General features: G+C 40.4%; 20 protein-coding genes. 4 read left to right on the top strand and 16 right to left on the bottom strand.

Annotated features, from left to right (window positions below; all coding sequences use genetic code 11):
• Positions 1-502: 502 nt before the first annotated feature.
• From ACRYKC_RS05655 to ACRYKC_RS05645, 3 genes are read right to left on the bottom strand one after another with little or no spacing between them, the layout of a single operon-like run.
• Positions 503-1,111, bottom strand: a complete 609-nt coding sequence (locus ACRYKC_RS05655) for an SGNH/GDSL hydrolase family protein (protein ID WP_433805765.1) — start codon at positions 1,109-1,111, stop codon at positions 503-505.
• A 35-nt stretch (positions 1,112-1,146) separates the two neighbouring features.
• Complete coding sequence (locus tag ACRYKC_RS05650) at positions 1,147-1,545, bottom strand: acyl-CoA thioesterase (RefSeq protein ID WP_433805764.1); 399 nt, start codon at positions 1,543-1,545, stop codon at positions 1,147-1,149.
• A gap of 18 nt (positions 1,546-1,563) precedes the next feature.
• Entirely contained in the window at positions 1,564-2,736 is a 1,173-nt protein-coding gene (locus tag ACRYKC_RS05645; RefSeq protein WP_433805763.1) for an iron-containing alcohol dehydrogenase, read from the bottom strand.
• Between the two features lie 202 nt (positions 2,737-2,938).
• On the opposite strand from ACRYKC_RS05645, the gene ACRYKC_RS05640 reads away from it, so the two are divergent.
• Positions 2,939-3,832, top strand: a complete 894-nt coding sequence (locus ACRYKC_RS05640; protein ID WP_433805762.1) for a thermonuclease family protein — start codon at positions 2,939-2,941, stop codon at positions 3,830-3,832.
• A gap of 176 nt (positions 3,833-4,008) precedes the next feature.
• Positions 4,009-4,872 (top strand): SDR family oxidoreductase, encoded by an 864-nt coding sequence (locus ACRYKC_RS05635; RefSeq protein WP_433806175.1) that lies wholly within the window; start codon positions 4,009-4,011, stop codon positions 4,870-4,872.
• A 35-nt stretch (positions 4,873-4,907) separates the two neighbouring features.
• On the opposite strand, the gene ACRYKC_RS05630 is transcribed toward ACRYKC_RS05635, so the two are convergent.
• Positions 4,908-5,279: a VOC family protein gene (locus tag ACRYKC_RS05630; protein WP_433805761.1), complete on the bottom strand. Its 372-nt coding sequence runs from the start codon at positions 5,277-5,279 to the stop codon at positions 4,908-4,910.
• Between the two features lie 104 nt (positions 5,280-5,383).
• On the opposite strand from ACRYKC_RS05630, the gene ACRYKC_RS05625 reads away from it, so the two are divergent.
• Positions 5,384-5,836 carry a hypothetical protein gene (locus tag ACRYKC_RS05625; protein WP_433805760.1) on the top strand — a complete coding sequence of 151 codons (453 nt, stop codon included), beginning with the start codon at positions 5,384-5,386 and terminating at the stop codon, positions 5,834-5,836.
• A 20-nt stretch (positions 5,837-5,856) separates the two neighbouring features.
• Here ACRYKC_RS05625 and ACRYKC_RS05620 read toward each other — a convergent pair whose 3' ends face one another.
• The 3 genes from ACRYKC_RS05620 to ACRYKC_RS05610 form a co-directional block, all read right to left on the bottom strand.
• On the bottom strand, positions 5,857-6,642 hold the full coding sequence (locus ACRYKC_RS05620) for a TerC family protein (protein ID WP_433805759.1): 786 nt from the start codon (positions 6,640-6,642) through the stop codon (positions 5,857-5,859).
• A gap of 16 nt (positions 6,643-6,658) precedes the next feature.
• Positions 6,659-7,051 (bottom strand): sporulation protein, encoded by a 393-nt coding sequence (locus ACRYKC_RS05615; protein WP_433805758.1) that lies wholly within the window; start codon positions 7,049-7,051, stop codon positions 6,659-6,661.
• A 354-nt stretch (positions 7,052-7,405) separates the two neighbouring features.
• A complete protein-coding gene (locus tag ACRYKC_RS05610) occupies positions 7,406-8,494 on the bottom strand; it encodes an NAD(P)/FAD-dependent oxidoreductase (RefSeq protein ID WP_433805757.1) in 1,089 nt (362 codons plus the stop codon).
• Positions 8,495-8,715: 221 nt separating this feature from the next.
• Here ACRYKC_RS05610 and ACRYKC_RS05605 point away from each other — a divergent pair, with 221 nt between their 5' ends.
• On the top strand, positions 8,716-9,552 hold the full coding sequence (locus ACRYKC_RS05605; RefSeq protein WP_433805756.1) for a glycerophosphodiester phosphodiesterase: 837 nt from the start codon (positions 8,716-8,718) through the stop codon (positions 9,550-9,552).
• Between the two features lie 53 nt (positions 9,553-9,605).
• On the opposite strand, the gene ACRYKC_RS05600 is transcribed toward ACRYKC_RS05605, so the two are convergent.
• The 9 genes from ACRYKC_RS05600 to ACRYKC_RS05560 all read right to left on the bottom strand — a co-directional run bounded on the left by ACRYKC_RS05600 (position 9,606) and on the right by ACRYKC_RS05560 (position 18,523).
• On the bottom strand, positions 9,606-10,226 hold the full coding sequence (locus tag ACRYKC_RS05600) for a plastocyanin/azurin family copper-binding protein (protein WP_433805755.1): 621 nt from the start codon (positions 10,224-10,226) through the stop codon (positions 9,606-9,608).
• Positions 10,227-10,523: 297 nt separating this feature from the next.
• A complete protein-coding gene (locus ACRYKC_RS05595) occupies positions 10,524-11,192 on the bottom strand; it encodes a response regulator transcription factor (RefSeq protein ID WP_433805754.1) in 669 nt (222 codons plus the stop codon).
• Complete coding sequence (locus ACRYKC_RS05590; RefSeq protein WP_433805753.1) at positions 11,189-12,517, bottom strand: sensor histidine kinase; 1,329 nt, start codon at positions 12,515-12,517, stop codon at positions 11,189-11,191. Before ACRYKC_RS05590 ends, ACRYKC_RS05595 begins: the two co-directional genes overlap by 4 nt.
• 75 nt (positions 12,518-12,592) lie before the next feature.
• Positions 12,593-13,303 carry a cytochrome c biogenesis CcdA family protein gene (locus ACRYKC_RS05585; protein ID WP_433805752.1) on the bottom strand — a complete coding sequence of 237 codons (711 nt, stop codon included), beginning with the start codon at positions 13,301-13,303 and terminating at the stop codon, positions 12,593-12,595.
• Positions 13,296-13,847: a thiol-disulfide oxidoreductase ResA gene (gene resA / locus ACRYKC_RS05580; protein ID WP_433806174.1), complete on the bottom strand. Its 552-nt coding sequence runs from the start codon at positions 13,845-13,847 to the stop codon at positions 13,296-13,298. Before resA ends, ACRYKC_RS05585 begins: the two co-directional genes overlap by 8 nt.
• A 43-nt stretch (positions 13,848-13,890) precedes the next feature.
• Positions 13,891-14,832 carry a F510_1955 family glycosylhydrolase gene (locus ACRYKC_RS05575; protein WP_433805751.1) on the bottom strand — a complete coding sequence of 314 codons (942 nt, stop codon included), beginning with the start codon at positions 14,830-14,832 and terminating at the stop codon, positions 13,891-13,893.
• A gap of 274 nt (positions 14,833-15,106) precedes the next feature.
• Positions 15,107-16,636 (bottom strand): multicopper oxidase family protein, encoded by a 1,530-nt coding sequence (locus ACRYKC_RS05570; RefSeq protein ID WP_433805750.1) that lies wholly within the window; start codon positions 16,634-16,636, stop codon positions 15,107-15,109.
• Positions 16,637-16,664: 28 nt separating this feature from the next.
• Positions 16,665-16,901, bottom strand: a complete 237-nt coding sequence (locus ACRYKC_RS05565; RefSeq protein ID WP_433805749.1) for an SHOCT domain-containing protein — start codon at positions 16,899-16,901, stop codon at positions 16,665-16,667.
• A 107-nt stretch (positions 16,902-17,008) separates the two neighbouring features.
• Positions 17,009-18,523 (bottom strand): multicopper oxidase family protein, encoded by a 1,515-nt coding sequence (locus tag ACRYKC_RS05560; RefSeq protein WP_433805748.1) that lies wholly within the window; start codon positions 18,521-18,523, stop codon positions 17,009-17,011.
• Positions 18,524-18,609: the final 86 nt, after the last annotated feature.

The following is an 18,609-nucleotide window of genomic DNA, read 5'->3' as shown; positions in this document are numbered from 1 at the left end:
CTTCCTAGGTTTGTCAACCTGCGGGATCTTGACAGCCATACCATTCCCGCAGGAGTCTCGCCATTTCCCCTCTCACCTTACTATTTATTAGCGGAACGGAAACACATGCAAAAGTAGAAACAGTCTATTTAATTCTGATGATTCACTATCGTTTATCCTCTCAGAAAGGATTGTACTGGATTTCAAGATGCTTTCATTATAGTAAATTCAATTAGCCTCATACTAAATGCTGATACTAGGTGGGTTTGGGAGGCTAATGAAAGTTGGGATGGCTGGAAAATGACGAGACTCCCGTGGGAGAAGGACCTAGACGAGACCCCACAGAGAGCGCAGCGAAACGAGGAGGCTCGGCAGTTCCCCCACAGGAAAGCGAGTTATTTTCCAGCCATCCCTTACCCTATTACGAATATAAACCCAATTTATCTCAAATTTGAGTCTTCAAGAATAATAATGCTATTTAATCGAAGAAATAGGGAACGATCGATAAAAGATTGTGAAGAGGTTAAAACAAGTGGCGGGTTGCTTTGACCCATTCCACCGCCATCAGCTCGTCACCTCGCTCATTCATATGAACCCCATCGGTCGTAAGCGGAGTCAGAACTTTACCGCGCAGCTGCTTAATGAACGCCCCATGAAGCGGAACATAACTACATTCAAATTGCTCAGCCGCTTCCCTCACCGCTTGGACATACTCTTTAAGCCTCTTGTTTCCTTCTGACTCAGGATCTTCTCCTATGATCGTAGGCTCCATCAAAACAATTGAAGGATTCAATTCTCCTAAAGTTTTCTCGAGTAATTCAACATACGTTTTTTTAAACTGCTCATGCGAAATTTGGTTCATTTCTGGTGAATCCAACTGCCTCCAGACATCATTGACCCCTATGGAAATGGATAAAAGGTCAGGACGTTCAGCAAGAACATCCTGTTCCCATCTCTTTGCAAGATCTACAATCTGGTCGCCTCCTAAGCCTCGATTCAACACGTTATCAAGTGGCAGGCCTAATTTTTCTACCACTTTATGTACATAGCCATTCCCGATTCCCATAGTGTCATCAAATCTTCCGCTTTCTGTGATACTGTCCCCGATAAATAGGATTTTTGAATACTTCAAAATAAAGCTCTCCTCCTGGACTCCGGTTTTCTTTATTAAGACACTTGATACATATGCACCTCTAACTCTTTCCGAACCTCATCTGGGATCCGTTCTGACTTTTGTGTTTGCAAATTAAAATTTACATAGGTAACAGCGCCTTTAGCACATAAACGCCCATCCTGCCAGAGTTCCTCGTATAATTCTAAACTAGAATTTCCGATTCTTTTCACCCACGTATAAATCGTTACATCTGTCCCAAAGTAGATTTGACCAAGATAATCGACGTTCATATTCAGAATGATCATTTTCCAATTATCAAAAGAACTGTCAGGTGTAAAGAGTTTAAAAATCTCATTTCTAGCGGCCTCAAACCAGACCGGGACGGTTGTGTTGTTGATATGACCGACCCCATCTGTTTCTGAGACCCGTGGCTCTAATATTTTTTTGTACATGGTACTTCCTCCCGGGACCTAGCTATGAGTTAATTCTCCTCGTAGAGCGTTAAAATAAATTTGCCGCACAGCTGTTTCTGAGAGAGGTTTTGGACTGCGCTTCAACAGACGGTTTTGTTGCAGACCGTTATCTACAAGGCGCTCCATATCTTTTTCTTCAATATCATAGACGCTTAGTTTTGTCGGGAGCCCTACGTCCTCTACCAATTGTAGTAAATAGCGAACGACGGTTTGAGCCACTTGCCGGTTTGTTTTTCCATCAACAGGAACGCCAAGCGCTTTTCCAATTCCAGCCATCTTATCTAAACACGCTGGAAAAATAGAATCATAGACGAAAGGAAGCAAAACAGCATTGGACTCCCCGTGGGGAACTTTGTGTATACCCCCTAAAGGATAAGCTAAAGCGTGCACACCTGCTACACCGGCGTTATAAAAACTCATTCCTGCCTGCATACTGCCAAGCGCCATCTGCTCTCGTGCTTTATAATCCCGATCGTTCCAGACAGCGGATCTTATATTTCTGCTAATTCTCCCAATTGCCTCTAAAGCTAAAGAATCTGTTAAAGGCGTGGCATGCTTCGACGTATAGGCCTCAATCGCATGTGTAAGAGCATCCATACCGCTAGAAGCTGTAACGTTTGGCGGTAAGGTATAGGTCATAACAGGATCGATAATTGCATAGTCAGCAAGTAGATAAGGGTGAGTCATCACATCTTTTGTATCTTCCAAAGAAAATACGGAGATATCCGTCACTTCGGCACCAGTTCCTGATGTAGTCGGAATTAAAACTTTTGGTACCCCTCTTGATTCAAATTTTTGTTCCCCACTTAAATCTAAGAAATCTTCCACTCTGCCTTTGTTATCGATGAATACAGCCGCTGCTTTCGCAAGGTCTAGCGCACTTCCTCCTCCGACCCCTACGACAAGTTCGGCTTGCGCTTCTCTTGCTTGTTCTACAATTTGATTTCCCACATTCAAAGAAGGTTCAGGGACAACATCGGTGCTAATCGTAACTTCAACACCCTCCCCCTCTAAGATATGTATGATAGGATCGATCACTTGCAAGTCTTTTAAAGCAGGATCTGCCACTACAAATACCCGATGAACATTAAGCTCTTGTAATACATCTTGCAGCCTGCTCAATGATCCTTCTCCGTAATAAACCTTTTTAGGTGAAACGAACTGATACATGTCATTCACTCCTTTTTTATGATACTCAAAATTCTCATTCCCTATTTTTTATTAAAAAACACTATAGCTTTATAAAATGTTTAAAAGGATCGTCACAGATTGCGATTGGCTTGAAGTTTGAAAATTTGAGATGATAAAGCTATAAATATACTTTTTTATCCGATTATAAAGATTGAAAATCACCTAATAAAGGAGGAGGAAATTGGAATTTCTACTGATTTCATTAGTTGTGGCCATTGCCCTACTCCTGTGGTTCCCCTTTGCTCACTCCCGTTATAACCATATTTTTATCGTATTTCTAATCAGCTTATTTGTGGTGGGGTGTGAAGCACCTGAAGAAGCTTCTACTAACCAGGGAGAAAAACAAGAGAAGACTTCTAATGAGAAAACAAATGAAGCAGAAGTTAACGAAGAGAGCAGCGATAATAAGCAAAGAGAAAATCCATTAGATAGTCTTCCTGCAGCAACGGTTACAAGAGTCATAGACGGAGACACTATTGAAATAGAAATGAACGGAAAAACAGAGGATGTGCGATTACTTCTAGTCGATACACCAGAAACGAAACATCCTGATTTGCCCGTTCAGCCTTACGGACCGGAAGCCAGTCAATTCGCTGAGGATACGCTGAATGATAAACAAGTACGCGTTGAATACGATGGACCTAAACGGGATAAATACGGCCGTCTGCTAGCCTACTTATGGATTGATGGTGAGAACTTTAACCAAATGCTGCTAGAACAAGGCCTTGCTCGTCTCGCTTATGTTTTCGACCCGCCCTACACCCACTATGAGATATTCGTTAAAGCGCAAACCAGAGCGGCGAATGCTAATAAAAACATATGGAGTATTAATGGCTATGTAACGGAAAGCGGATTTAATAAAGAAGAATCGTCTACCGAATCCAGTAGTGAGGAAATGAAAAGTGTCTACTCTGGACCGTATGACCCTGAAGGTGCCGACCGAGACTGCGGGGACTTTGAGACTCAACATGAGGCTCAGTCCTTCTTTAAAGCTGCCGGTGGCCCTGCTGTTGATCCACATCAATTAGACGGAAATGATAATGATGGAGTTGTTTGTGAGAGTCTGCCAAACTAAGTATTCTTAAATATCATAATCTTATTCTTAAATTGAACTTCTTCGATCATATTTTGAATATTAGGCTCATCGAATAATGACTCCCCATTGAACCTGTTACTATCTTTGCCCGCAAGATATTCAACAGTATCTTTAATAAAATAAAGAATATTTGAAAACGAACGGATGTGAATACGATGCACCATGAATTCAATCCTACAGATAAGAAAACAGCTCTAGTTACAGGTGCCAACTCTGGCATGGGACTTGCCTCCACTGTTGAGCTTATGAAAAAAGGCTACCACGTCATTATGCTGTGCCGAAACGAACCGCGAGGCAAAGAAGCGCTGCGTTCAGCAATGCAGGAAAGTGGTTCTGACAAAGCTGAGTTAATGATTGGCGATTTAGCTTCGCTCCAAAGCATACACCGCTTTAATGAGGAATTTAATGCTCACTATTCTAAGCTTGATGTCCTTATAAACAATGCCGGAGTTGTCTCCATAAAGCGCACGACAACCGAGGACGGCTTTGAGAGCATGATGGGAATCAATCATCTAGGTCACTTTCTCCTGACAAATTTACTTCTTGATAAAATCCAGTGTTCGAAGCAAGGCAGGATTGTAACTGTCTCTTCAGGAGCTCATAAAGCGGGAAACATCCATTTTGATGACCCACATTTAAAAAGGAAATATAGCGTCATTAAAGGTTACAGCCAGTCTAAGCTTGCGAATATCCTTTTTACACTAAAGCTTGATGAAAAACTTGAAAACACTTCAGTACTCGTAAACTGTGTGCATCCGGGAGCGGTCAGTACAAATCTAGGCGTCAACAGAGGCAGCGGCTTCGGCAAAACCATCCATGCCATGCTAAGACCTTTTTTTCTTACCCCTCAACAAGGAGCAGATACAGCGATTTACCTCGCAACTGATCCTGATCTTAAAATCAGTGGGGAATATTTTTATAAACGGAAAGTCGCCGCAAGGTCTGAAAGGGCGCAAAATAAATTATTAGCGAAGCAATTGTGGGAATGGAGTGCTGAAGAAGTTGGATTGGAAAAATAAAAGTGACGAGCACCACCATGCTCGTCACTTCACCTTTACTTATTAAATTCGATAATATTTCCATCTGGATCACTGATGTACACTTGATGCCACTCCGTTTTGTTATGAGGCTTATTCAGCATCTCAACTTGGTTGGCTTCCATTCTTTCAATAAATCCTTCTATATCATTCACGCGAATCGCAAAATGTCCATCCCTTGAGTCAATATTTTCTGTTCCTCTAAGTGTCTTCCCTTCCTCGTACACAATTAAATGAAGCTGTGTATCACCTATTTGATACCACGCCCCTGGAAAACCAAATTCCGGCCGGGCATTACTTTCTTGAAAGCCTAGCACTTCTCCATAAAATCTCTTCGATTTTTCAATATCTGTCACTAGGATAGACACATGATGAATCCCTTCGTACATAACAACATTCTCCTTTCTTGAATCTATTCTATCATTTTCCATATTATTTCCACGTATAAACTACACCTTTACATAGACATGCTGTGGAAGAAGAGGTGATTCGTATGCTATTAATCATTGTACTAGGTTTTATCATCCCATGGCTAACGGCTCCTTACGTTTATAACCATGCGCCAAAGCTCTTCTATACCGTCGCCCCTGTTGGCGCCCTTATTGCACTTACCTTAAATCAACTTGGCATACACCTTGGCTTATGGAAGGTCCACCACATGCCGATGGTCGTATTATTGGATTCTATTTTTCTAGACTTCGGAATTTTCACAGTCGTTTCTGTCTGGTTTATTTTTTTGTTGTATTATAAACAGAAAAATCCTTTATGGGTGTATGCTGCTTTCATATTAGGAATGACAGGAATCGAAGCTATCGCCCTCGCCATAGAAACCGTCTCCTATGATGAGGAATGGAATCTTTTCTACACGTTATTAATGTATATCGGCGGGTTTACTACGCTTCACATTCTGACTAGAAAACTCGTCGCTCTTAAAATCTATCCATGAATAGGTGAGAAGCCCTTTCGTCAGCTATTTGCCGCAGCCTCATTTTCTGATGAGGGCTGGGGCTTTTCTTTTGATAGGAACCATCCTCCGACAGCGATTAGAAGTAATACAGACCAGAAGATCAATTTCCAGGTGACACTTTTCGAAAATCCTTCTTCAAGAACGGATAGCTCAGGGTGAGAAAGCGTATAAACGGACAGTTTCACGCCCACCCAGCCAACGATCAAGTAGGCTGCAGATTCCAGTCCTGGTCGGCGATCGAGTAAGACGACAAAGTAGCCGGCAGCAAAACGCATGATCACAAGGCCGATAATTCCTCCGGCAAGAACTACAGCGAAATGCCCTCCATCCATTCCTCCAATAGAAGGAAGCGTTGTAACCGGGAGCATAACAGCTAGAGCAACAGCCGCAAGTATAGAGTCTACGGCAAAAGCGATATCAGCAAGCTCCACTTTGATGACTGTCGTCCAGAACCCAGACCCTTTCTTTTCTTCCATCGATTTTTTAACTCGTGGTTTTAAGACATGCTTTTTCAAAAGGTGGTACAGGGCGATTCCTATAAGGTAAAGAGCACCGATAGCCTGGATTTGCCAAATATGGACAAGGTAAGAGATGACAAACAGAGAACCGAACCTGAATGCAAAAGCTCCAGCAAGCCCATAAAATAATGCTTTCTTCCGCTTTTCACGTGGCAGATGTTTAACCATCGTAGCAATAACAAGTGCATTATCTGCAGCTAATATTCCTTCAAGACCTATCAAAATTAACAAAACCCAGCTATATTCCATCACAAGCGCCATATCCATTTAGCCTTTTTCCCCTTTACTCGTATTTAGTGACGATCAGTTCGTCATGGTCGATACTCTTCACATCATCAACAAACACCAGCTTTGTCTGTAAGCGATATTTAACTTTCTCAGATGAAGGATTTAATTCCTCAGGAAGTTGACAATGGAATGGAAACTCCTTTTTATCTTTCCGATTGATCGTCTGAGACATCAATACAGTTGTCACAGGCTGGATCAGCGTTGGTTTCTTTCCTTTACCATCTTTCACTAAATCACATTCCAGTCGTTTAATTTTTTGATTGGTCCAGCCCCCTTTGAGATGGAACGAACCACCAATGGTTCCTCCAGGACTAATTTCATTCCGATCTAAGACTAGATCAATTTTCGGTGAGCCTAACTTTAAGAGACTTAACAGTTTCGTAATCAATTCCTTAGACCTCCTGAACTATGTTTTTTTCCATTAAAAAAACCTTCACCAGAATTATGGTAAAGGTTTGGTCTCTACAAATTTAAGCCTTTACCAATTTGGCAAAGGTCTCGCAAACAACTTTCGTTGCCAGTTATGCCGGTGACTTAGTGTCACGTAATGGCGACATACCTGTAAGCTACTCCCCTTTGGAGTGTTATAAACGCTATAAGCGTACAGTCTTTACTCGATGACTGTACTTTAATAATAATGTGGGTGTGGCAAATAGTCAATATAGTTTTTAGAAAATTTTAAAATTAGGCTGGGTGAATAAATAACAGAGAACTTACTTCGACAAACATTCCACTTCAAAGTTTACGCATGTCGGCTAAATGGATGGATGATTCGACTGATGATCTTAAAGAAATTGAGCTTCTTACTCGTAATCATGCTTTCCAATAATTGATTGTTAATCGATTTTGTGACAAGGTCCAGCTGTTTGTTATCTAACTTTTCTAAACTCCTTCTTAGCGAAAGAGAATCATGATAACTTTGAGACAATGGTTTCACAAGCTTCTCATAATCCCCAACACCTGCAATATCCTGAGCCGCATAAATTCCAGTTAACATCGATTCAAACTGTCCAAACCCAAACACGGGGGTGATCGCTCCCCAGCAGTTTCCTACAAAGAAAGTATTTCCAATCCGAGCTGTTTCCGTTTTTCCTATCCGATAATCTTTAATCGAATATTCGTGAACGATTTCAAAATCCTGATCCAATCTCTTGCAAACTTCATTAAAACACTGTGTCCATAATTGTTCCTTATCTAGCGCTTCATTCTCTGGGTATTGAGGATAAACTAATACCAGCGATGCTTCATAATCATCATGAGGAAGCAAGTACGCCATTCCCTTAGGTGCAAAATCGTTATTGAAAAATGCATGGGCCTCTGTTTGGTTAAAATCTCCCCTTATAACTGCCCCATGAAAGCTTGCCTTGAATGCTACATCATACGGCTGAAGCTTCTTCGTATCCAACGCATCGCCTGTGGCTAAAACCACATGGGTATATTCTTTTGAAATTTCTTCATAAGAGACCTGTTGATTATAGCGAACCTCACCCTTCAGTTGAGAGGCTAACTGCTTTTCAAACGATTCAGGATGCTTTCCCCTCATATTTGTAAAACCTAAATGTCCATCAATAAAAGACATCTCATTCTCTGAGTAGAAGTATACTTTCTGCAAGTTACTCGAGGGCTTCAAATGGATATCATAGGTTTCGGATAGATATTTAACGGCATCATCATACGGGGTATGAAACATAGAGAACATTGCCTCTGCTATAGAGAAACGATCGCCTACCATCCCTCGCCTTTCAAAAATATCTGCTTGATAACCGTACTTCTCTAACGTGATCGCACAAGCAAGACCTGATAACCCTGCTCCCATGATGGCAATTTTCATGGATGCTCCCTCCTTTATTCTTGGTCTATTTTTAATATGAAACAAGAAAAAAGTTCTATGCGAATAAAAAATTTATTCAGTACAATATTAAGGAGAATAGGATGGTAGAACCCTTTGATTGAAACAAACAAACAAAAATAAATAAAAATCACCGTATTATATATGCCAGAATGACCCGTTGGTTTAACTTCACAGTGAAAATATAGAAGGGAGAAAAATGAATGAAATATTTGTCCACTGTTTTTATGGTGATTGGTTTAATAGTGATGGTGTTTGCAGCATCGGAAAACAATGTTCTGGCAAATGCAGACAGTTCTAAGAGAGACAATAAAGTGCTTTCGATCGCTCACAGGGGCGCAGCTGGATATGCCCCGGAAAACACAATGGCAGCATTTGAAAAAGCTTTTGAAATGAAGGCAGAGATGTTGGAGTTAGACGTTCAGATGAGTAAGGACGGTGAATTGGTTGTTATACATGATACAACTGTTGATCGTACGACAGACGGAGCTGGGAAAGTGGGAAACCTTACGTATGAAGAATTAAAAAGGCTTGATGCAGGCAGCCATTTTAGTAAAGAGTTTACTGGCGAGAAGATACCTACACTAGGGGAAGTGCTTGATGAATATAGAGGAAAAATGGGAATTGTTATTGAAATGAAGTCTCCCTCTCTTTACCCGGGTATTGAACAGAAAATCGCAGATACACTTAAAAATCGTAATATGGATTCTCCAACTAATAGCGAAATCATCGTACAATCCTTTGATCATGAATCTTTGAAAGCTTTTCACTCCATCCTTCCTGAGGTACCTGTAGGAGTACTGCTCGATTTTAATCCAGATGGAGTTTCCGATCAGCAGCTTACGGAATTCTCTTCCTTTGCTGAATACGTAAACCCTAACAAAACGATGATCGATAAAAATTTAGTGGAACGCATCCACAAATTCGGGATGGAAACCTATCCCTGGGATGTAAGAGAACTTGAATCCGTGAAGTCCTTGATAAAGGCAGGCGTCGACGGAGTTATTACGATTTATCCAGATTACGTCATGAAGCATTAATAACAGAATATAAAAAGAGCAGGAATCCTATTTGGATTACCTGCTCTTTGATGTTATTCAACTACTTTTATCGTCCCTGCCATACCTGCCTCTTTGTGACCAGGTACGGTGCAACCAAATTCATAGGTCCCTTCTTCGGTTGGTATGAACTTTAGCTTGACGGTCTGCCCTGGCTTCGCGTTCATATGAAAGCTCTGTTTCTCATGTCCTCCGCCATCCGCATGTACTTTTTTCACTCCAAATAATTGATCAATCATAGACATTGATTCTGGGTGATCCGCCATTTCACCTTTGAATGTAATATCAGCTTTCAACTCTTTGGTCGTAAGGTCATGAAATACCTCACCATCATTGGTCATGATTAGCTCGTATTCTACCCCCTTCTTTAAAATGATCTCTTTAGGATCGTACCCCATTTCAAAGGCAGAGACATTGATAACATTATTGGTTTCATCGTAGACAACTTTCTTACTGCTTCCAGACTTTTCACTTTCACCGCTTTCCTTTTCCTCTTCTTTTTTATCTTCTTCCTGACCTTCTCCAGAATCAGTCTCACTTGTATTCGCTTCTTCCCCGTTCTCCTCGGCAGAAGAAGACTGATCTGAGTTGCTGCATCCCCCAAGGATAGCTATGATAGCGAGTATGGATAAGATGAGGCAAAGCCTTTTTCTCACTCTAATTCCTCCTAATTATATAAGTATTAGAGTTTAGCGTATCATTCACCAAATCCTTTATCAAATTACCATATTAAAGAAAATCAGAAAAAAATAATAAATAAACTAGTACAATTTGGTTAGAAAAAGGGAAATATCTCATGAACAAAAAATGATCAGTGAAGGAAATGTACTCCTTTCTGATCATCAAGAAAACTATATATATTTTTGTCGTGATCTCCCTTTTCATGAGAAGACCTTGTTTTATTTAGGACGATCAACTTAAACGAACTACATATCATCCATATTATGTCTTCTTCACTCTACCCACTTATAACCAATTCCCCAAATCGTTTTGAGATGATTATCGATTGGGTACCCGTGTTTACGAATTTTCTCCCTTAAGTTCCGAACATGAGAATCAATCGTTCTCCCCTCTGTTTCCGAATCAAATCCCCAAACCAATTGCAGCAAATCTTCCCTGGCATACACTTGATTCGGCCGTTTTAGTAATAACCCCAGAAGCTGAAATTCCTTCGGAGTCAAATGAATTTCATTTCTAGAGTAATGCAGCTGGTGAGTTTCTTGGTTCCAGGCTAAATCATTCTGGATAATTTTCCTTTGTTTAGAACCCCTTCGCAAAAGAGCTTCTATTCGTGCAATTAGAATATCCTCATCAAAAGGTTTCGTAATATAATCGTCTGCTCCAATCTGCAGACCTTGCAGGATATCCTGCTTTTGATCTTTTGCAGTTACCATAATAATTGGGATTGTTGTCACTTTTCTCATTTGCCTGCACGTTTCAAAACCGTCTATATCTTTCATCATCACATCCAGCAGCACCAAATCGTATGAATGGTCATTTAATTTATCCAATGCTTCAATCCCACTTAACGCTTGATCACAGGTGAATCCATGTGGGCTTAAATATAACTTAAGTAAATCAAGCATTCTTTGCTCATCATCTACAAGTAAAATTCGAATCATAGGTCTCCTTCTTTCGGCCATTTCATTATGATCGCTAATCCTTTTTCATTTTTCGCCTTCACGCTTCCGCCATGCATTTTCACAATTTCCTTAACGATAGCCAAACCTAGACCGGATCCTCCCAATTCCCTTGATCTTGACTTTTCTACCCGATAAAGCCGGTCAAACAAGTGAGGAAGCGAATCTTCTGGCACCCCGGGTCCATCATCTTTAATCTTGATTTCTACTTCAGCTGTTTGATTAATCACAGCGATATGAACGTTAGAATCAGGGCCGCTATACTGAATAACATTCTCTAAGATATTTACGATGACTTGTTTAAAACGAACAGGATCCGCATAGAAACACAAACCAGAAGGGCAAGTATTGGTCACTGCAATCTTGTTTTTGGAGAATATAGGATACATGCTTTCCTCCGCTTGAATGAGCAAAGGTTTGATTTCACATATTTCGGGTTGAATCGTAAAAGTATTCTCGTCCATCTTAGCCAATTGAAAAAGCTCCTGAACCATTGATGCCAACTTTTCTGATTCTTCTTTTATAATATCTAAATATTTTCGTTTATTGGCTTCATCTGTATGTTCTCTTGAAGCAATATCAGCGTAGCCTTTCAAATAAGTAAGTGGTGTCCTGAGTTCGTGAGAGATGGATGATAGAAAATCATTTCGTTCCTGTTTCATTCTCTCTAAATCCTCAGATAATTTATTAATCGAGCGTGCTAAAACTCCAAGTTCATCATTATAGTGATCATTTAATTCTACCGTTGTTTCTCCTCTGCTAAGCTTCTCTGTTTCTTCCTTCATTCGTATTAATGGCTTTGTTATTAATTTAGAGAGGGTAAACACTACAATCAAAGTGATGATTAATGTAAGTGCCATAACAAAAATAAATTGATTAGAGAGATAGGAGGTAAGATTTCGGATAACCGTTGAGGGGGAAAACATATAGACATACCCCTTACGTTCTCCTTCAATTTCTATCGGAGAGAGCGTAGCCACGTAGGGGGCCGTTTTCCATTCCCTTTCAATAATACTGTCCTCCTCCTTCTCCGTTTGACCATAACTTTGAATCAGCTTTTCCTGATAATTATCAAGACCGGAGGAGCTTGCAAGGATCTCTCCTCGCTCATCTGTAATGACTACATCGGTGATGGCTTCTGTCTCCATCAATGCGACATGCTCCATAGTTGTCTGGTCAAATTTTTTCTCTAGCACATCCCTATGGCCACTCCCCCGTGCTAAAAGACCATCAAGTACCTCATTTATCTGGTGGTTTGATATATTCGTATATAAAACAAAGAACAAAGAAAGTTCGATCAGTATCATTAATATAAAGAATAGGACCCCTATTTTTAAAGAAATTCGTTTTCTCATATATACCCCTTTGAGCTAGAGTGACTTTTAAAAGCCCGTCCAACCGCCAAAAAACTGATTGGTAATAAAAGAAGTCAGCTGCGTCATCCAGCCAAAGAACAGGAAAACCCCCATGAAGATCATCGTGTAGCCTCCAAAGGCTACAATCTTCCTATTATGCTTTTTTATCCATTTCATTCTCCCAATAAATACGGCCATGACAAAGAATGGGATGGAAAAACCAAGAACATAGCTGATCATATAAATGACCGCTTCATTTGGGGAAGAGACTCCTAATGCAATAACAGCTGCCAGGATCGGACCCGTACAAGGTGTCCAGCCAGCAGCGAATGCCATTCCTACTGCACCGGAACCAAAGTAACCGGGCGGCCTGTTTTTCAACGAAACCTTATATTCCTTCATAAAAAAGGTTGGTCGATAAAAACCGACTACTACCAAGCCTAAGAAAATAATCAGTATAGCCCCTAGCTGTCGTATTAGATCATTATAACGTAAAAACCAGCCTCCTATCCAAGAGGTGGAAAAGCCAATGGCAATAAAAATGATCGAAAAACCTAATAGAAAAAACAAGGTATGCAAAAGGGGCTGTTTCTGTAAAAATAACTTCTTCTTCTGTAATTCATCGACAGACATTCCAGTGATATAGGAAAGAAAGGCTGGATAGAGTGGCAGACAGCAAGGAGATACGAATGATAAGAACCCCGCTCCAAAAGCTAAAAAAATATTGACATCAGCCATTGGCACCCCTCCATTTTTCCGGCTGAATTCTCTTCATGTATCCATGAATCTCCTCTTCCGTCATTCCAGCTGTTATGCGGTCAACCACTTTTCCATTCTTATCAATTAAGAAAGTGACAGGGATCGGACCAATTCCATAGGCTTCAAGTAATTGCTCTCCTCGATCCATCAATACAGGAAAGGTCATTCCTTTCCTTTCGACAAAGGAAGAGACGGTCAACTCGTTCTCTCCTACATCCACGGCTAAAACTTTAACCCCTTTGTCTTTAAACTGCTGGTATTGACTTTCAATGTAGGGCATTTCTTTTTCACACGGTTTACAATACGTAGCCCAAAAATTCAGAAATACCCCCTGTCCCTCATAATCACTAAGCTGTATGGTTTCTCCAGATAAGGTTTTCAGTGAAAAATCAGGGGCCATGTCACCCGCCTGAATGACAGCTGAGTCTTTGGTGAAATTCTGATAAAGGACAAAACCAACTAATAAGGCAAAGAAACTAAGTAAGCCTGCTCTCATCATCAAACGTTTTTTCTTTTTTTGTATATTCAAAAGAACCTCACTTTCTATGGAGGGAATTTTTTCTCTCTTATTTCGTTTTCCCCTGGTCAATTATTTGCTTCCAAGATTCTCCTCCATCAGATGTCGTATAGCTGCTGCCTTTAATAGTGAAGATGACTATTTCTTTTTCATTTTCAGGGTGTTTAGACACATACATAACTGCATCTTCTTTAAGTTCTGGAAGAGAGATTTCTTGCTTCGATTGCTCTTCTAATTGATAACTATACAAGAAGGGCTCGCCAGTATAGAGGCCATATAATAAACGATCTTTCGTGAAAAATAGTCCGCTTCCTTGTCCCTGGTCTGAAATTCTCGTAAAACTCTCGCCTTTATCTTCACTTAAATAAATTCCTTCTGCACCAGCTATCGCCAAGATCTTCTCATTATCAGGATGAACTGCGATTTGAAAGATTTTCTCTCCTAGATTTTCAGCTGCTAGCTTATCCCATGACTTTCCTTGATCAAAACTTCTGTAAAGGCCTTTCTCCATTTTCGAGTTTGGTTGTCCATTCAGGACATAAACCGCTTGATTGCGATATCCTACTCCCATCGCATGGAAATCACTTTCCCCTTCAAAAGCTAGAGAACTTAAACCTTCTTCTGAAACCTTCCCTTTTTGAAGCCCAATCGGGTTGGGGAGGCTGCTTTGCTGACCTGGATGCCCTGAAGTATAAAAGCCATCCTCAACTACAGTGAAGCCCATGTAATCATTTTTATGATGAACAGCTTCTAACCACTCTCCATTTTTGTAAAGCTTCACTCCAGAATGAGCGGCATAGGCTATTGTGTCTTCATTTGTGTATCCCACTCCATGTACATGCTCTAAGCTCCCTTCAAAAGAAGAAGTAGCCTCATTCGCAGATTGCTCTTGATCAGAAGGCTGGTCTCCGCTTTCCTCCTGATTCGATTGACTGCATCCTGCTAATATGATTATTACGATTAAAAAAGAGATAAATAGAATTTTTTTCATTTATAAACACTCCTCAAACAGTCTTCTATTACCTTCACAAAAAAATATCGAGAAACTGTGAAGAATCTTAGATTTTTTATTTCTTAAATAACTTTTTTGATAATTCATAGAAATAAAAGATGGACTCCCTGACTGCAGAAAGCCCATCTTTTCTTAATTTATAAAGGTCCCTGATCTGGAATGACTTCTACTTTAATGAAATTAATTTCTAAACGAATAGAGAATTACTCTATCATGCACAAAAGCATAAAGCTTTAAAATGCCTTTCTCACCATCATGGTTGATTGTTATTTTCTCCCCCTAACTCAAAGGGTGAATAGACCCCCTGGTAATCCACGATGGTTACCATCCCAAGGTCTGCATGGTTATTATCATGACAGTGGAAGAGCCATTCCCCCTTATTATTTGCTTTAAAATAGAGGGTGTACTCTTCTCCAGGTTCCACCTGAATCAAATCCTTGACGATAGGGTCTTGATAAGGTTGTCCATTTTTAGATGCTACTTGAAAACGATGTCCATGTAAGTGCATAGGATGATTTAGTCTACCTGAGTTCGTGATTTTCACTTTCACAACATCCCCTTCTTCTACCTTCATCATTGGGGTATCGGGAAAGACTTCATCATTGATTTGGAAGACCATTCCTTCTCCCATATTCATTCCCATACTTAAATCCATATGATAGTAGACATCAACTTTTGGCTGACCATTAAATAGAAGTTTCTTACTCCCATTTGACGTTCCATCAGCTATAGAGGAGGCTGTAGATACAGGGACTTCACTAGAATCTACTGGTGTGGCTCTATCCTTAGATACTACAGGGATTCTCATCTGGTCGGCATCCTGCCATTGAGGATCTTCACCAATCACCTCAGGTTCCTTGCCTTGTTTGGTGTAAGCGACGTCTATACGCTCTCCAGGAGCAACCTCGACCGTATTGGATGAGTTTTCTTTCCCCTTGACTTCTTCACCATCAATAGCCAAAACTTTTATAGAGCTTTTTGGAAAAACCAGGCGATGCTTTCGATACCCAGCGTTGATAAATCGCAGGCGGGCAGTTTCTCCTGCCTCTATTTCAAGTGGTTTAATCGCAGCCGCAGACTTTCCATTCACCGTTAACGTGTCATACATTTGTTTCGTATCAGCTTCACCATCGCCTGACATAGATCCCATCATCATTCCGCCCATATTCGATAAACTCTGTTTCTCCTGGTTTACCGCCCATTCATCCAGAATAAACGTTTTATCCTGTTGTGTGGACTTATCCTTCTCTTCAATGATAAGAGGACCATACAATCCTTTATCCACTTGCTTCGAGCTATGCTGATGAGAATGATACCAGTACGTGCCGGCATCATTGGCTACAAATTCATAAGTAAACGTATCTCCTGGCTGTACCGCATTCTGCGTCAAACCTGGCACTCCATCCATTTGGTTAGGCAATATCATCCCATGCCAATGGATGGTTACAGGAACATTTAGATTATTTTTTAAGTGAACTCTGACAAAATCACCTTCCGTAACACGAATTGCTTCGCCAGGCACCTTACCATTATAGGTCCAGGCTTCGACTTGTTTATTTTCATTTATGTTCCAAGCCGTAGACTCAGCGGTTAAATTAATCGTTTTTACGGGACGATCTCCAGCTTCTTGTTTCTCTAAATCTACTATACTCACACCTTCTTGCTTGACGCTTGCAGGCAAGGCTTGATCACCTTGACTTGCAAAAGGCGTATTGAAGTACAGCCACCCTCCCATCGATAAAAGAATTGCAATTAAAAGGGAGCCTATCACTTTTCGTCTCATCATTTCACCTCTTCTTCCCTTAAACGTTCTAGTCCTCTAGTTTTTTCTTTAATCGATCGTATTCTTCTTCTGATATTTCTCCATTAGCTAATCGTTTTTTCAATGTTTCCAGGGAATCGCTGTTTTTTGAGCTTGATTTATCAGTGCCATTTGGCTTCATCATCCAAACTATGACGAGAATAATAGCAACTATAATGAGCAAACCAATAAATCCGAAGCCAAAGAACCCTCCACCCATTCCATTTCCATTCATCATTCCAACCATTTCTGTTCAACTCCTTCACTTCTTTTATTATACCCATACCACGAACCGTATATTAATAATCATAAAGAAACGCTGTTCAAATTGAAACAGCGTATGAATGGTACATTTTATTCTGGTTGATTCTCTACTTTGCCGGTATCTGTATAACTTGGTTCAAAACCCTCATATTCCAGCGTAGTTACCATTCCATTCGAGGCATGATGAAGATCGTGACAGTGAAACAGCCAATTTCCCGGGTTATCCGCTAGAAAAGCCACTTGGTAGGTTTCACCAGGCTTAACATTAAGGGTATCTTTTATAATGGGAGAGCCTTCCAACGGTTTTCCATTCTTGCTTAAAACCTGGAAAAAGTGACCATGCAGATGCATGGGATGAACTGAATCATCCATACTGTTATTGACTAACCTTACTTTTACTTTTTCCCCTTTCTTTACTTCAAAAGGTTTTGTGTGGGGATACACTTCATTATTAATCGTCCAAACCATCTTCATTCCTTGGTCTGACATGGCTGTTCCTAAATCCATTTCATATTCAACATCAAATGAATCTTCCAATGAGAAAGGTCCTTCTCTGTATTCACCTAAATTAGTAAGGTCCACTTCTTTCAATTCTTCAGGGTGAGATGTAGTTTCCGTCTTCCCATCATCGTAAACTACATCAATTTTCATATCTTCAGCAGCCTTCCCGCTTCCATGGTTATCTATCGTGAAACTCTTTTCTCCATCAGCTGAGAATTCTATATCGTACCTTTCCCCTGGGGCAATCTCAAGGGTTGAGCCATCTTCAACCTTTGGAGCATTTATCTCCTGCCCATCCACATGTGTTACTTTATATTCAACAGGAATATGCATGCTGTGCACGATGTAACCCGCGTTAACAAAGCGAAGTTTTACTTTGTCACCTTTTTTTACTTTTAAAGGAGAGCTGGACTCATAGGTCTTCCCATTGATAGTAAAGATATCATAGGAGGACATATCGTGCCCCATCATCCCTTGCGCCTGGTCCGAAGAATGCGCTCCGTGATCCATAGCATCTCCAGGATGACTTGAAACCTCACGATTTAATTTACTAGACTCCCATTCATCAAGAACCAATGTATAATCCTTATCTATAGGGGTCTTCTCTTCAGGCTCGACAATGAATGTGCCATACAAGCCTTTATCAATCATTTCTGTTCCATTTTGATGGGTATGATACCAATATGTCCCTGGGTCTTCTGCAGTAAATTGATAAGTATATGTTTCTCCAGGTAAAACAGCATCCTGAGTTACACCTGGAATCCCATCCTGATCATTAGGGACAGGGACTCCGTGCCAGTGAATGGTGGCGGGTGCATTGAGATTATTTGTAAAATTAACTTTTACAGTTTTGCCTTCCTGTACCCGTATTTCTTCACCAGGAACCATCCCCCCGTAAGTGTATGCTGTAAATTGATGTTCCTTACTCAGCTCCCACTTGACTTCTTTCGCTGTTATATCAAATTCTTTGATTTCAGCTGATTGGGTGTTTCCACTTCCATTTTTATTTTCTTCTACATTTTTATCCACTTTGATTTCTTGTTGGCCACAGGCAGCTAATACTAAAATACCAGCTGATACCAAAGCCGTTAACAATATCTTCAATATGATCACCATCCTTAATTATGAATGTAATTTATATCCATGCATAATCTGTGCAGTTTTCATGGATAATTATTGGAATTTTCCTA

The organism is Halobacillus sp. A1-3 (assembly GCF_050971765.1).
Lineage (GTDB): Bacteria > Bacillota > Bacilli > Bacillales > Halobacillaceae > Halobacillus > Halobacillus mangrovi_B.
This window is presented reverse-complemented; position numbering and strand designations above follow the sequence as displayed.